This window comes from Pedobacter sp. 05T44 (assembly GCF_056395985.1).
Map to the genome: position 1 here is coordinate 210,315 of NZ_JBFTKO010000008.1, position 14,696 is coordinate 225,010.

Below are 14,696 nucleotides of genomic sequence, written 5' to 3' on the forward strand. Positions count from 1 at the left end.
CCTTTTCGTCATCTCGACTTTAGGAGAGATCTCTTGAACAATACAAACAAGAGATCTCTCCTAAAGTCGAGATGACGTGTTTTATACCCTATTGTATATTGTATAATCCTATTGTTTAAAATAATTGAGCAGAGTCTGTACCTGTTTTTTGTTTAACACTTCTGCAAGGGCTGCTTCTGATGCCTCTTTTATTTTCTTTACGGACTTAAAATGCCTTAACAGCTTATCGGCAGTCGTTTTGCCTATACCATCTATTTGTTCCAGTTCTGTTTTTAATGTTCCCTGATCTCGTTTTTTTCTATGAAAGGTGATACCGAACCTGTGCGCTTCATCTCGTAGTTGTTGAATCACTTTTAGTGTCTCAGATTTCTTATCCAGGTATAGGGGATAAGAATCTCCCGGGTAATACAATTCCTCTAAACGCTTGGCAATTCCAATTACGGTAACCTTTTTGTCTATACCCAGCTTTTTTAAACTCGTTAAAGCTGATGATAGCTGGCCTTTACCGCCATCAATGATGATAAGTTGAGGCAATGTTCCTTCTTCTTCCAGCATACGCTTATATCGCCTGTAAACAGCTTCTTCCATTGTGGCAAAATCATTGGGCCCTTCAACGGTTTTAACATTAAAGTGTCTGTAATCTTTTTTTGATGGCTTGGCATCCTTAAAAACTACAATTGCGGATACCGGATACTGACCTTGAAAATTGGAGTTATCAAAACATTCTATATGTTTTGGCAATTGAGTAAGCCTTAGATCCTTTTGCATTTGCGTAAGGATACGATCAGTTCTTAAATCAGGATTGAGCTTTTCGTACTGGTTTAACTTTTCTTTTTTGAAAAACAGCACATTCTTTTGTGAGAGCTCGAGTAGTTTTTTTTTCTCACCCAGTTTGGGTACAGTGAACTTCAGATTGGTATCGAGAAGTACAATGTCAAAAGGAACAATGATCTCTTTAGATGTACTGTGGAATTTTGTTCTGAACTCCGTGATGGCGATGGTTAGTAATTCCTCATCGGTTTCATCTAATCGTTTCTTGATTTCGATGGTTTGAGTCTGAATAATACTGCCATTCATTACCTTTAGGTAATTTACGAAAGCATACCGCTCATCTGAAGCAATACTTACTACATCTATATTGGTAATTGCACTGTTTACTACGGTAGACTTACTTTGGTATTTTTCTAACACCTGCAGCTTTAGCTGGTATTGATGGGCGTATTCAAAGTTTAGCTGTTCAACAGAGTTTTTAATTACCTGCTTTACATCTCGTATTACATTTCCTATTTTTCCATTAAGGATATCCTTGATTTCCTCTATACCGTTGTCGTAATCGTCATGCGTTTGATAAGCCTGACAAGGGCCTTTACAATTACCGATCTGATACTCCAGGCAAACTTTAAATTTGCCTTCGTTAATGTTTTTATCGGTAAGCGGGAGATTGCAGGTACGAAGCGGGTATGTTTCTTTAATTAGGTCAAGTATGGTATGCATCATGCCAACAGAGGCATAAGGGCCAAAATAGGTAGACCCATCTTTAACCATTTTTCTGGTCCAGAATACACGCGGGAAGGCTTCCTTTTTGATGATGATCCATGGGTATGTTTTATCATCCTTAAGCATGATATTATACCTTGGCTGGTGCTTTTTTATGAGGCTGTTTTCGAGCAGCCATGCATCAATTTCAGTATCAACAATGGTAAAGGATATTTTTCTGATTTTGGAAACAAGTACCCTTGTTTTTCCATTCATCTGATTATCCTTATTGAAATAGGAGCCAACCCTGTTTCTTAGGTCTTTTGCCTTACCAATGTAAATTAGAATGCCCTCGGTATCCCAAAACTGATATACGCCGGGTTTATGAGGAATATCACTAACAGCCTTTTTATATTCAAAAGCACTCATTGACACTAAGGTAGGTTAAGTTGGTTAAAAACCTAATTTCTCATCAAGCTCCGTTTTTTGCTCCTGCTGCTGATACTGGTTACAGTCAAAAGTGATGGAAACACCGCTTTTAGGAGGTTCGAAATCTGCTTTAGAGATATTTAATTTAGGGTTTGCATATACACGTTTCATGAAGCCGGCAAAAATAGGCAGAGCCGTTGTAGCTCCATCACCTTGTGCAGTACTGGTAAAGTGAAATGCACGGTCTTCACACCCGGTCCATACACCTGCAACCAATTGCGGACTGATTCCCATAAACCATCCGTCTGAATTGTTTTGTGTTGTTCCTGTTTTACCGCCAATTGGAGTTTTAATGCCAAACCTGCCAGCTAGCCTCCAACCAGTTCCGTTGGTAACTACACCTCTAAGCATACGGGTCATCACATAGGCCACTTCTTCGTTCATTGCCGGAACAGGGATTGGTTTTTCGCTGTGCAAGACCACACCGTTTTTATCTTCTATTCTTAGAATATAGGTTGGTTTTGTCCAAATACCTTTATTAGCAAAAACACTGTAAGCGCCAACCATATCATAAACAGAAGCATCGAATGAACCAAGAGATATAGACGGGTAAGCCGGTACTTCTGATGTAATACCCATCTTTTTAGCCAGTGTAGCCACGGCAGTAGGGCCTACTTGTTTCATCAGGTAAGCAGCAATATAGTTTTGCGAAAGTGCAAGTCCTTTTTGCAAAGTCAGGTAGCCCGGAACGGTACCTCCGGAACGCGGGGTCCATGGTGGACTTCCCGGAACTTCTATTGTAACCGGTTCGTTAAGCACAGAAAAGCATGGAGAATACCCGTTTTCAATTGCTACGGCATAGGTAAATGGTTTAGCGGTTGAGCCCACCTGCCTTGTACCCATTTTAACCTGATCATATTTGAAATGTTCGTAKTTGATACCACCAACCCAGGCTTTAACATATCCTGTTTGCGGATCCATGGCCATCATTGCATTTCTTAAAAGCATTTTGTAATACTTTACAGAATCAATAGGCTTCATTAAGGTATCTATATTTCCTTTCCAGGTAAAGATGGTTAAACGGGTGGGAGTATTAAAGTCTTCTTTAATTTCTGCTTCCGATTTACCTTCAAGCTGTAAAGCTCTGTATCTGTCAGATCTTTTAACACCCTGTTCTATCTGGGCTTCTTTTCCTTTGAATGGGTTTCGTCCTTTCCAGCTGTTGATAAACGACTGCTGAAGGGTTTTCATGTATTCCTTTTGCGCATCTTCAGCTGCAACCTGCATGTCGTAATTTAAGGTTGTGATTATCTTTAACCCATCCCTGTCAAGATCATATGGAGTTCCATCTGGTTTTGTTATAGAACGCTCTTCAAATATTCTCCTGATATCATTCTTTAAAACAGCCCTAAAATATGGTGCAATTCCGTCGTTAACAGTTGCTGCGCTAAAGTGTAACCCTAGTGGTTTTTGTTGCTCAGCATCAAATTGTTGCTGGGTAAGCAGGTTTTCTTTTAGCATTAACCCCATAATTGTATTTCTTCTGGCTAAAGACCGTTCAGGGTTTCGGGTAGGTGAGTATCTGGTGATTCCTTTAAGAATACCAACCAGGGTTGCTGCCTGTGAAACAGTTAATTTATCTGGCGTTGTGTTGAAATAAACCCTGGCGGCCGATTTGATACCATATGCCTGGTTGCCAAATTCTACCGTGTTAAGATACATCACAATAATTTCTTCTTTGGTATAGTTGCGCTCTAGTTTTACGGCAATAACCCATTCCTGAAATTTCTGTAAAATACGCTTGGCAAAGTTTTTTTGTCTTCCTTCTTCTGAAAACAGGTTTAAAGCAAGCTGTTGGGTAATTGTACTACCCCCTTGTTTTTTCCCGATTAGGGCATAAAAAAATATGGTAAATGTACGTTTGAAATCGATACCTGAATGTTCTCTGAATCGGATATCCTCGGTTGCAATTAACGCATTAATTACGTTTTCTGAGATTTCCGGATAGGTAACATTTGATCTGTTTTGTACAAAATAGGTGCCTAGAACCCTTCCATCATCAGTTACAATTTCTGATGCCTGGTTACTTTTAGGGTGTTCAATATCTCTGAATGATGGGAGCTCTCCAAATAATCCAAATCCGATGCAAATGATAAACAGGGAAAAGAGAATTATTCCCCCGATTAATAATTTCCATAATGTAAAGTTATACTTTCTGATGTCTTCCTGCGAAAGTGCTTTCCTCATTTTTAATAGTTGTTTTTATAAAATTCTATGTACTTATCCAGCAAAGCTTTACTGGTAAGTTTTTCGAAATTCTCTTTGCTGATGATGAAACTTGTGTAGATATTAACGGGAACTTTCATGATTTGTTTTAGCTGTGGAGTGATTCCGGATGCATAGGTTTTTGCCTCGTCAAAATTACTAAAGTTCCCCACATAAATGAGTTGATCATTGTCAAATTCTTTTAATTGGTGTTTCAGACCACTTCCGGCATAGTTTCCGCGGTTAAACTGACCAATACCAAAACGTGACGAGCTTAGTGTTAATGAGGCATCGGATACATCTATTACATAATAGTAAACTGTTGATGTTGCTGTGCTGAATGGGCCGTCGACCTTTACTTCGGTAGCTTTAGGCACATCTGGAGCTGCTTGCAGAGGGGATGCAGCCTTAACCGGTTCCTGAACTTTTGCCGTTTGTTCTGGTTTTTGGGAAGCAACTGGTTCCGGTGCTTTGGCAACGGTTGGTATTGATTTGGCCGGGCCGAAAAAAGGCGGTTCGTTAGGATCAAAATCTATCAGTGCAGTATCCCTTTTTTGAAAATCTGAGAGATGATCATTGATATAAGCTGCATTTTCCTTAACAAGAGGAGTGATCAGTTTGTCGTCTGGAAATTGCTCTGTTATGCTACTAAAAGCGGTTAGCAGGGCATCTACGTTGTTTGTTCTCCCAATTGCAATTGCTTTTAAATAGGCAAACTGTGGTGCAAGGAAACTACTGGTGTTATTTTTCGAGATTTCATTTACACGATTGATTACGGTATTGAAATCTTTCTTTAAGTACTGCTCAAATAGATCGTTGTATTGTTTGTTTGTTGCTGTTTCAAGTTCTGATTGCTTTAATGAGAATGAAGGATCTATAATGATTTTCGCATACATGGACGAAGGAAAGTCTTTTAAAACTCTGCTCTTGAAATCTGCAGATTTTGCTTCATCACCCCCCTTGTTAATTAAAAACAGGCTATAATAGGTTGCTGCCAAATGATTGTTGGCAGGGAATCTACTCAATAATAACTGATAAACTTCTGCTGCTTCTTTAGGGCTATTCAATTCCTGTAAGTAGAAACTTGCTATTTCGTAGTAAGCATCAATGATCTTTTGATTGGATTTTGCAAGAAGTTCCGGTGTAACAGGCAACGCATCGGTATATTGTTTTATCAGGGTTTGAGGGTCTTTAACAACGGGAGCGGCTTCGTCGGGCTCAGTTGAGGTATTAATGTTATTCGCAATTTCCTGTGAAGTTTCCTGAGCCGAGGTTCTAATGCTTTGACGCCAGTTGTTCTCTAACTTTCTATTTCCCCATTTTCTTTTAAAGTCTGAAAATCCTATACTTACTGCAGCTGGATTGCTAAAATAAAAAGAGCTTTGTAGCTGGGCAGTGTTGTTACGGCCATAGTTTGGTTGGTAACCTGCTGTTGAAGCTGAATTGGTGTTTGCAGACTGCTGAGTTGTGGCTACGGGAGTTGCAAGCTGTTGTATTTTTGCAGCCCTGTCTGCCTCTGGCAATTTTGCAATGCTTTGTAAGGTATCTTCGACGCTTATAATTTGATACCTGTTGGTTAAGTATTGCAGGTTTTGGTTTTTCTTAAGAATAAGCTCGTATCCCGGGTAATTTTTAGGAAGGGTATTAACCGTGCTGTCATAATAGGATTTGGCTTTAAGGTAATCTTTAAAAACTTTGAAGTTTAAATCGGCGATTCTTAAATAGCTAAGACCTTTTTGATATTGGTTTGTAGTGCTTTTTTGAATAGATAACTGATAGTATTTTAATGCTTCAGTGTATTCTTCATCTGCAGCATGGCTTTCTGCGATTTGAAAATATACCTGATCATTGTAATCAAGGTTTTTGTCGTCCTTTAAGAGCCTAAGCAATTGATCCTGTTTATTTGCTTTTTGTGGGCCTCCCTGAAGTGTTCTTAGCTTAATCTGATTAAGATTAGCGTTGAAATACATTTCGAAAGGAGCGTTACTTTTTACTACTTTTCTATAGTTTATTAATGCATCAGGATAATTTTTTTGTCGCTCATAAAGCTGAGCAAGTATATAGGTCCAACGTATTCTGTTATCAGTTCCAGTACCAGCTTTAATTGCATCTTTTAAATAGGAAATGGCGGCTGCATTGTTGTCCAGATAAATACACATTTGGGCAAGTGTAGCAAATGGTTCGGCAAGGTTGCTTTTCTTTTTAATATCCGGAAGGATAGATTCGAGTGAGTCTAATACTTTATTGGCCTCACTGATTCTTTTTAGCTGCATAAGGCTTCGCGCTTTCCAATTGAGTGCTTCCAATTGGCTGTTTACATTGCCTTTGTAAGTTTTAGCGGTATAATCAAAATATTCTGTAGCGTTAAAATAGTTGCCATTAAAAAAGTTGGCTTTCCCTAACAATATATAAGCATCGTCAATATAGTTGCTGTAGCTTTTTTCAAGGATGATGGTTTGGGCTTTTTTAATAATATCATCCATTGGTTTTAGGTTCAGGGAGGTGCTTACCTCATTGTTATCCGTTTCCGGGCCTAAATAAACCGGGAGTATCTGGTCGTAATTATCAACATAGGTTTCGGTAATTTCCTGTTGGTGATTTATTAAGAGAACTTTAGCGTTATAGATATAATTATAGCGAGCAGTTAAGTTCTGCATACCTCTGCTCGAAGCGGTATCTTTTTGAGAGCTGCAGGAATATATTATGCAGAGGCATAAGCTAAATAATATTATCTTTAAATTGTAGATCGCGTAATTTTTCAAAAAATATAGATTAAGTTGATGCTTAATAAAAACAAAATATATACAAAAGTATTTTATTCATCAATAACTTCTTAACAAAACCCATTTTATTTAAATATATCAGTTTATGGTAGATCCTGAGGAAAAGAAAAAAGGCTTAAAGACATTTGCTAAATACTCTTCAATTAGTTTTCAAATGCTTGCAACAATAGGGGTTTTTGCATTTATAGGCTATAAAATTGATGAATACAGAGGGAGTAAAACGCGTATTATTACGGCTATATTTAGTTTAATTGGGGTTGGGGCAGCTATGTATCAGGTTGTAAAACAGTTGAATAAAAACTAAAGTCGATTATTTTAAGCCGAGGTAAATACCTACTTTTGTAAAAAATATAGATTTTGAGCCTAGCACGTTTTACCGTTTCCTATTTACTTTATTGTATTGTTTTGGCTGGTATAGCCTATCTGTTGCCAGTTGTTTTTCCTGATACCCGGATTTTGACCAGCAAATTTTGGCTGGTATATTTCTTCTTTGCCATTATCACCTACATCGCTTATTTCTGTGCTGATTTAGGCCTTAAACGTAATCCTGAAGTTGGAATAATGGCCATTATGGGGTCTATCGCCGTGAAAATGTTTTTTTCTTTGGCTTTTGTGCTGATTTACAGCCTAAATGCTAAGGAAAAGGGGCTGATTTTTGTGCTGAATTTTTTTTCTTTATATTTATTGTTCAGCTTCTTTGAAATATACTCTTTGTTACGTAACTTGCGCCACCAAAATAAATAGTAAAAATCTGCGACTAAATGGATTGTAGCCACGTTTTTGAGTTTAAAGTGAAAAGGTTAATTGTTGTTTTTACGCTTTTTTTAGCGTTTCTGTCGGTTTCGTCTAGGGTTTTTGCTCAAGGGGATACTGCAGTTGTTTCTGCTGATACTGCCGTAACTGCGGCTCATGTTGAAGGTGCTCATGGTGCCGAACATGGTGAGAAGAAATTTGAACCAACCAAGGTAATTATGGAACACATTGCGGATTCGCATATGTGGCATCTTTGGGGTCACCTTTCAGTTCCTCTTCCTGTAATATTATACACTCCAGCTGGTGTAGAATTTTTCTCTTCTGGTAACTTTCATCATGGTGAGCATGATTATACCGGATCTAAAAACACTTATCGTTTGGTTGAAGACAAGATTAAAATTGTTGGAGCCGATGGTCAGGTGGATGAAGCAGCTTCATCTAAAATTCTTGATTTTTCTATCACCAAGAATGTTGCTGCAATGTTTGTTGCAATAGCAGTTATTCTGATCATATTTATATCGGTTGCCGGTGCATATAAAAAACGTGTTGGTAAAGCACCTAAAGGTTTGCAGTCGTTTGTTGAGCCAATCATTATTTTCGTAAGAGATGATATAGCTAAGCCGAATATCGGACATAAGCACGCTAAGTTTATGCCTTATCTGTTAACCGTGTTTTTCTTTATCTGGATTAATAACGTTTTAGGTTTAATTCCTATTTTCCCAGGGGGCGCTAATGTAACTGGTAACATCTCGTTAACATTTGTTCTTTCATTGTTTACCATGATCATTGTGAATATCAATGGTAACAAATATTACTGGAAGCACATCTTTTTACCTAACGTACCTTTCTGGTTATGGCCGCTTATGGTTGTAGTTGAGGTTGTAGGTGTGATTTCTAAACCCTTTGCATTAATGGTTCGTTTGTTTGCTAACATTACTGCAGGCCACATTATTGTGTTGAGTTTGATCTCATTGATATTTATTTTTAAAACATTGGCTATTGCGCCGGTATCTGTTGCTTTCGTATTGTTTATGGATGTATTAGAATTACTGGTTGCATTTTTACAAGCCTTTATATTTACATTACTTACTGCTTTGTTTATTGGTATGGCAGTAGAAGAGCATCATTAATTAGAAACTATTTTTTACAAATTATATAAATTAAATTAGTTATGGTAGGTTCAATCGCGGCGATAGGTGCCGGTTTAGCAGTAATTGGTGCCGGTATCGGTATCGGTCAGGTAGGTGGAAAAGCAATGGAAGGTATTGCTCGTCAGCCAGAAGCTGCATCAAAAATTCAGACTGCAATGATTATCGCTGCTGCCCTTATTGAGGGTGCTGCTTTATTCGGTGTGGTAGTTGCATTATTAGGCTTAGGTGTTTAATAACTCAAACTGAAAAAGTTTAGGCAGGTATTTAACGATTGGTTATTTACCTGCCTTAATAAAGTAGAATAAGTTTAAAAGTATTATATAAAATGGAATTAGTAACCCCTACCATAGGATTAGTTTTTTGGACAGCAGTCGCATTTGTTTGCTTATTAATATTGCTTAAGAAATTTGCATGGAAACCCATTCTTGCTGCTATTCATGAACGTGAGCAATCAATTGATGAGGCTTTAAATAAAGCTGAACTTGCGAAACATGAGATGGCTCGTTTAACTGCTCAGAACGAGGAGTTGATGAAAGAAGCCCGTGCTGAGCGCGACCATATCTTAAAAGAGGCTAAAGCCCTTAAAGATAGTATTGTTCATGAAGCTAAAACACAAGCTCATAATGAAGGTACTAAGCTAATCGAGAAAGCTAAAATTGAAATTGAAAATCAGAAGAAAGCTGCTTTAGCAGAACTTAAGAGTCAGGTTTCAACTTTATCTTTAGAGATTGCTGAGCGTGTATTACGTAGCCAGCTTGAAGATAAAGCAAAACAGCAGGATTTAGTTGCTAATCTTTTAAAAGATGTTGAATTAAACTAATTGATAGTTTGTTTAGCTAGATATACCAAAGAAAATGTCAGAAAATAAAGCAGCATCGAGATACGCCAAATCATTAATAGATCTTTCTACAGAGCAAAATGCTTTGGAAGAAATCAAAAATGATATGGTTCTTTTAGAACGAGTAATTAATGATAATTCTGAATTAGAAGCTATCCTTAAAAACCCTATAGTTCCTTTAGATAAAAAAGCAGGGATTTTAGAAAACATATTTGGTTCTAAGGTTCATCAGGTTACAAAAGTCTTTATGAAATTGGTTGTAAGCAAAGGTCGTTCTGCTATTTTATTTGGTACAGCAAAAGCTTTTATTGCTCAATACAACTTTATTAAAGGTATTGTTACTGCAGATGTAACGTCAGCTGTTGAACTTACACCTGCAAGCAGAGCTGAAATTGTAGCTATTGTTAAAAAGGAAATAGGTGCGAATGAAGTTGTTGTTAAAGAAAAAGTTAATGACAAATTAATTGGCGGCTTTATTTTAAAAGTTGGAGATAAACAATTTGATGCAAGTATTTCAAGTGGTTTAAATAAACTTAAAAAGGAATTTGCTCAGGGAATTGTTTAATCCTGAGATGAAATAATAAGAGATAATAAATACTGAATTTACAAAAGAAATAATATAAAATTATGGTAGAGGTAAGACCAGACGAAGTATCGGCAATTATCAGGCAACAATTGGCGGGCTTCAAATCAGAAGCAGAACTTGAAGAAGTTGGCACCGTATTGCAGGTGGGTGATGGTATTGCCCGTGTTTATGGTTTAACTAAAGTTCAATCGGGCGAATTAGTTGAATTTGAAACCGGCTTGCAAGGTATTGTTTTGAACCTTGAAGAAGATAATGTTGGTGTGGTTCTATTGGGCCCTTCAGACAAAATCAAAGAGGGTGATACTATTAAACGTACTAAGAAAATTGCCTCTATTAAAGTTGGTGAAGGTATGCTGGGACGTGTTGTTAATACGCTTGGTGAGCCAATCGACGGTAAAGGACCTATTTTAGGTGAAACTTACGAAATGCCGATTGAGCGTAAAGCACCAGGTGTAATTTATCGCCAGCCGGTAACTGAGCCTTTACAAACTGGTATTAAAGCTATCGATGGGATGATTCCTATTGGTCGTGGTCAGCGTGAGCTTGTTATTGGTGATCGTCAGATTGGTAAAACAGCCGTATGTATTGATACCATTATCAACCAAAAAGAATTTTATGAAGCAGGTAATCCTGTATTCTGTATATATGTAGCTTGCGGTCAGAAAGCAAGTACTGTAGCAAACATTGTTCGTACTCTTGAAGAGAACGGTGCAATGCCATATACAGTAGTTGTTGCTGCTTCTGCTGCTGAACCTGCTCCATTGCAGTTCTATGCTCCTTTCTCAGGTGCAGCAATAGGTGAGTTTTTCCGTGATACTGGAAGACCAGCTTTAATTGTTTATGATGATTTATCTAAACAAGCTGTTGCATACCGTGAGGTGTCATTGTTATTACGTCGTCCACCCGGTCGTGAGGCTTATCCAGGTGACGTGTTCTATCTTCACAGTCGTTTGTTAGAGCGTGCTGCAAAGATCAACTCGAATGATGAGATTGCACAAGCGATGAACGATTTACCGGAATCGTTAAAAGGTATCGTTAAAGGTGGCGGTTCATTAACTGCATTGCCTATTATTGAAACTCAAGCGGGTGACGTTTCTGCATATATCCCTACCAACGTAATTTCAATTACTGATGGTCAGATCTTCTTAGAAAGTAACTTGTTCAATGCGGGTATTCGTCCGGCCATTAACGTAGGTATCTCGGTATCACGTGTGGGTGGTAATGCTCAGATCAAGTCAATGAAAAAAGTTGCTGGTACATTAAAATTGGATCAGGCTCAGTACCGTGAGTTAGAGGCGTTCTCTAAATTCGGTTCAGACCTAGATGCTGCTACTAAATCAGTTCTTGATAAAGGTGCACGTAACGTTGAGATTTTGAAACAAGGTCAGTTCTCTCCTGTAACTGTTGAGAAACAAGTTGCTATCATTTATATCGGTACTAAAAACTTAATGCGTTCAGTTCCTATAAATAAAGTAAGAGAATTTGAAGCTGAATATTTACAGCAATTAGAATTGCGTCATCCAGAAACGTTAAAAGCTTTAAAAGCAGGTAAGTTTGATGATTCAATCACTGGAGTATTAGAAACTGTGGCTAAAGAGCTTTCAAGTAAATACTAATAAAGCTGAACTGAAGATAAAGAAGAATKGCTAATTTAAAAGAAGTAAGAATTCGAATAGCATCGGTACAATCTACTCAGCAGATTACCAAAGCCATGAAAATGGTTTCGGCCGCTAAGTTGAAGCGTGCAACTAATGCTATCATACAGTTACGTCCTTATGCTACCAAGCTAAAAGAGATCTTAGGAAATCTTTCAGCTAGTTTAGAGGGATCATCGTCACCTTTTATACAAGAGCGTGAACCTAACAAGGTTTTGATCGTTGTGGTTTCTTCTAACCGTGGTTTAGCTGGTGCGTTTAATATGAACGTAATTAAAGCTACTAATAATTTGATTGCCGAGAAGTATAGCGAACAGTTGAAAAATGGTAATGTAAGTATTGTAGCTATAGGTAAGAAATCTCAGGATTTCTTTGAGAAACGTAACTACAACGTAATTGGAAACAATAACGAGGTGTATTCTGAACTTACTTTCGAAAATGTTACCAAAATCACTGATGCTATCATGGTAGGCTTTGCCAAAGGTGAGTATGATAGAGTTGAACTGGTATACAACAGATTTAAAAATGCTGCTGTTCAAATTTTAACTACTGAACAATTAATTCCATTAACTAATGGCCAGGATGCTACAGAAGAGAAATCTACTAACGTAGACTATATTTTAGAGCCTTCTCAGGAAGAAATAGTTGAGCAGTTAATTCCTAAGTCAATTAAAATTCAATTATACAAAGCTGTATTGGATTCTCATGCTTCTGAACATGGTGCCMGTATGACATCAATGGATAAAGCAACTGAAAATGCAGGCGACTTGTTGAAAGCTTTAAAGCTTTCGTACAACCAGGCTCGTCAGGCTGCAATTACCACAGAGCTTACAGAAATTGTAAGTGGTGCAGCTGCTTTGAATGGGTAGAATTGAGTGATATAAAAAGATCAGCGTTATATGCTGTATTAGTTTAAAAAATATTATTTTTGCGCAGTACATAAAAACAGTAAAATGGAACAGACACCAAAACACAATACAGAAAGCATGAAAAGAGCTAACGAGATCTCAATTTATAAGTTGATGACCGTTGGGATTTTAGTTGGTATTTTGGGCGTATTTTTACGCTTTGCTGGTGACTCTACCACATTGTCTATTATTTCATGGGCAATACTTTTAATCGGTTCTATAATCGCTTGTAAAGGTGTATTCAAAATATTAGACGCATAGTATAAAAATATTTTTTTAGAAACGTCCTCATTAGCAAAAGCTGGTGAGGACGTTTTTTTTTGTAACGTTTATATGATTTACATTAAAATTGATCTTATTTATTGAAATTTTTAGGTTACCTAATTTAATATTTGGTATTAAGGAAAAAACCTAATCATTAATACTATGAAAAAATATTTAATCTATTGTGTATTCGCAATAGCCATGTTTTCGTGCAACAGTAATAAAGATTMAAAATTAGAAAATTCTGACTCCGCAAGTGCCAATCTGGAGGCAACAGATTCACTTCTAGCTGAAAAGATCATCAAGACTGCAGATATGCGTTTCAGGGTTAAGGACGTTCAGAATACGAAAGAGAAATTAAGCTCAGCAATAAAAGCCGAAGGAGGAACCATTGCAGAGTTCACGGTTCAAAGCAATATCCAACAAACAGAAAAGGTAAAATATTCTACAGACTCATTATTGGAGCTTACTTCCTACCGCACGGAAGGATTTATAATAGCAAAGGTTCCTTCAGATAAGCTGGATGAGTTCACCAATAAAGTAGCAAAGTTTGCTGTTTTTATAGATCAGCAATCGCTTAAAATGGACGATCAAAGCATTGTCTATTTGAGCAATAAATTAAAGAATGAAAATAGGGTTGAGGCTGTAGAACAACTTAATAAGCATGCCAATAAGAAAAGTAATAATGTAGAAACCTCGCTATCTCTTAAAGATGATTACGTAGATAAAAAGATAGAGAATCTGATGATTGACAGTAAAGTTCAGTACAGTACAATTACCCTTAATTTTTATCAGAACAATACTGTTAAGAGCATTCTTGTTGGAAATGATGATTTGTATAGCTATCGTCCAAATTTCTTTACCCGATTGGGATTAAGCTTTCAGAACGGATGGTACATCTTTAAAGAAGTTATACTTGTTGCAATGAACTTATGGGTTTGGATATTAATTGGAACAGCAGCGTATTTCGGCTTTAAATATTATCGTAAAAGAAAAGTAGTTAACGCAAATCAGGTTACTGCTTAAGACGTTTTTTATTGTCTTTGGCAAATGCTTCCCAGCCGGAGTAGGATTTACCTGCTCCGCTGGTGCTTACCCTCTGAAAAGAATGGCAAACAGCAACAGCTAGACCATCGGTTGCATCTAGAAATTCGGGTGTTTCCTTAAAATTTAATAGTCGCTGTAACATGGCGGCTACCTGTTCTTTACTGGTATTTCCGTTGCCTGTTATGGATTGTTTGATTTTCCGGGGTGCATATTCTGCAATGGGGATATTTCTGGATAGGGCAGCTGCCATTGCTACACCCTGTGCCCGACCTAATTTTAGCATAACCTGAATGTTTTTCCCATAAAAAGGAGCCTCAAGTGCCAGAACATCGGGTTTAAACTCATCCAAAAGGAGAATGGTTTTTTCAAAAATGCGCTGTAATTTCAAAAAGTGATCGTCCATATGATCCATTTTAACGATCCCCATGGTGATTAATTCAATTTTACTTCCTTTCTCTAACACTACTCCATATCCCATTATTGAAGTTCCCGGGTCTATACCCATGATCACCCTTTCCTTTTTTTCAGCCAACATAAAACA

14 protein-coding genes are annotated in these 14,696 nt (G+C 37.4%); 10 read left to right on the plus strand and 4 right to left on the minus strand.

The genetic code is table 11. The features are described from left to right. Positions 1-108 precede the first annotated feature (108 nt). The 3 genes from uvrC to porW are packed head-to-tail and all read right to left on the minus strand — an operon-like array spanning position 109 to position 6,932. Entirely contained in the window at positions 109-1,905 is a 1,797-nt protein-coding gene (gene uvrC / locus AC1DDK_RS14670) for an excinuclease ABC subunit UvrC (RefSeq protein WP_288883885.1), read from the minus strand. 24 nt (positions 1,906-1,929) lie between these two features. Beyond that, on the minus strand, positions 1,930-4,152 hold the full coding sequence (locus AC1DDK_RS14675) for a penicillin-binding protein 1A (RefSeq protein ID WP_477633965.1): 2,223 nt from the start codon (positions 4,150-4,152) through the stop codon (positions 1,930-1,932). A gap of 2 nt (positions 4,153-4,154) precedes the next feature. Next, positions 4,155-6,932: a type IX secretion system periplasmic lipoprotein PorW/SprE gene (porW, locus tag AC1DDK_RS14680; protein ID WP_477612053.1), complete on the minus strand. Its 2,778-nt coding sequence runs from the start codon at positions 6,930-6,932 to the stop codon at positions 4,155-4,157. A 106-nt stretch (positions 6,933-7,038) separates the two neighbouring features. Between porW and AC1DDK_RS14685 the strand changes: the two genes are divergently transcribed. From AC1DDK_RS14685 to AC1DDK_RS14730, 10 genes are all read left to right on the plus strand, one after another. Further along, on the plus strand, positions 7,039-7,257 hold the full coding sequence (locus AC1DDK_RS14685) for an AtpZ/AtpI family protein (RefSeq protein WP_172661671.1): 219 nt from the start codon (positions 7,039-7,041) through the stop codon (positions 7,255-7,257). A 53-nt stretch (positions 7,258-7,310) separates the two neighbouring features. After that, positions 7,311-7,697 (plus strand): hypothetical protein, encoded by a 387-nt coding sequence (locus AC1DDK_RS14690; protein ID WP_172661670.1) that lies wholly within the window; start codon positions 7,311-7,313, stop codon positions 7,695-7,697. Between the two features lie 17 nt (positions 7,698-7,714). After that, a complete protein-coding gene (gene atpB, locus AC1DDK_RS14695; protein WP_172661669.1) occupies positions 7,715-8,836 on the plus strand; it encodes a F0F1 ATP synthase subunit A in 1,122 nt (373 codons plus the stop codon). A 41-nt stretch (positions 8,837-8,877) separates the two neighbouring features. Next, the gene (gene atpE / locus AC1DDK_RS14700) at positions 8,878-9,090 is read left to right on the plus strand and encodes an ATP synthase F0 subunit C (protein WP_048907663.1); all 213 of its coding nucleotides are present in this window, start codon (positions 8,878-8,880) and stop codon (positions 9,088-9,090) included. Positions 9,091-9,182: 92 nt separating this feature from the next. Continuing rightward, the gene (locus tag AC1DDK_RS14705; RefSeq protein WP_172661668.1) at positions 9,183-9,677 is read left to right on the plus strand and encodes a F0F1 ATP synthase subunit B; all 495 of its coding nucleotides are present in this window, start codon (positions 9,183-9,185) and stop codon (positions 9,675-9,677) included. Between the two features lie 34 nt (positions 9,678-9,711). Next, positions 9,712-10,260 (plus strand): ATP synthase F1 subunit delta, encoded by a 549-nt coding sequence (atpH, locus tag AC1DDK_RS14710; protein ID WP_172661667.1) that lies wholly within the window; start codon positions 9,712-9,714, stop codon positions 10,258-10,260. 62 nt (positions 10,261-10,322) lie between these two features. Continuing rightward, positions 10,323-11,897, plus strand: a complete 1,575-nt coding sequence (gene atpA / locus AC1DDK_RS14715; RefSeq protein ID WP_172661666.1) for a F0F1 ATP synthase subunit alpha — start codon at positions 10,323-10,325, stop codon at positions 11,895-11,897. A gap of 26 nt (positions 11,898-11,923) precedes the next feature. Further along, a complete protein-coding gene (gene atpG / locus AC1DDK_RS14720; protein ID WP_477633971.1) occupies positions 11,924-12,805 on the plus strand; it encodes an ATP synthase F1 subunit gamma in 882 nt (293 codons plus the stop codon). Between the two features lie 84 nt (positions 12,806-12,889). After that, a complete protein-coding gene (locus AC1DDK_RS14725) occupies positions 12,890-13,105 on the plus strand; it encodes a hypothetical protein (protein WP_172661664.1) in 216 nt (71 codons plus the stop codon). 165 nt (positions 13,106-13,270) lie between these two features. After that, positions 13,271-14,134: a DUF4349 domain-containing protein gene (locus tag AC1DDK_RS14730; protein WP_477633966.1), complete on the plus strand. Its 864-nt coding sequence runs from the start codon at positions 13,271-13,273 to the stop codon at positions 14,132-14,134. Here AC1DDK_RS14730 and ruvC read toward each other — a convergent pair. Then, on the minus strand, positions 14,124-14,690 hold the full coding sequence (gene ruvC / locus AC1DDK_RS14735; RefSeq protein WP_172661662.1) for a crossover junction endodeoxyribonuclease RuvC: 567 nt from the start codon (positions 14,688-14,690) through the stop codon (positions 14,124-14,126). The genes AC1DDK_RS14730 and ruvC overlap by 11 nt on opposite strands. Positions 14,691-14,696 lie beyond the last annotated feature (6 nt).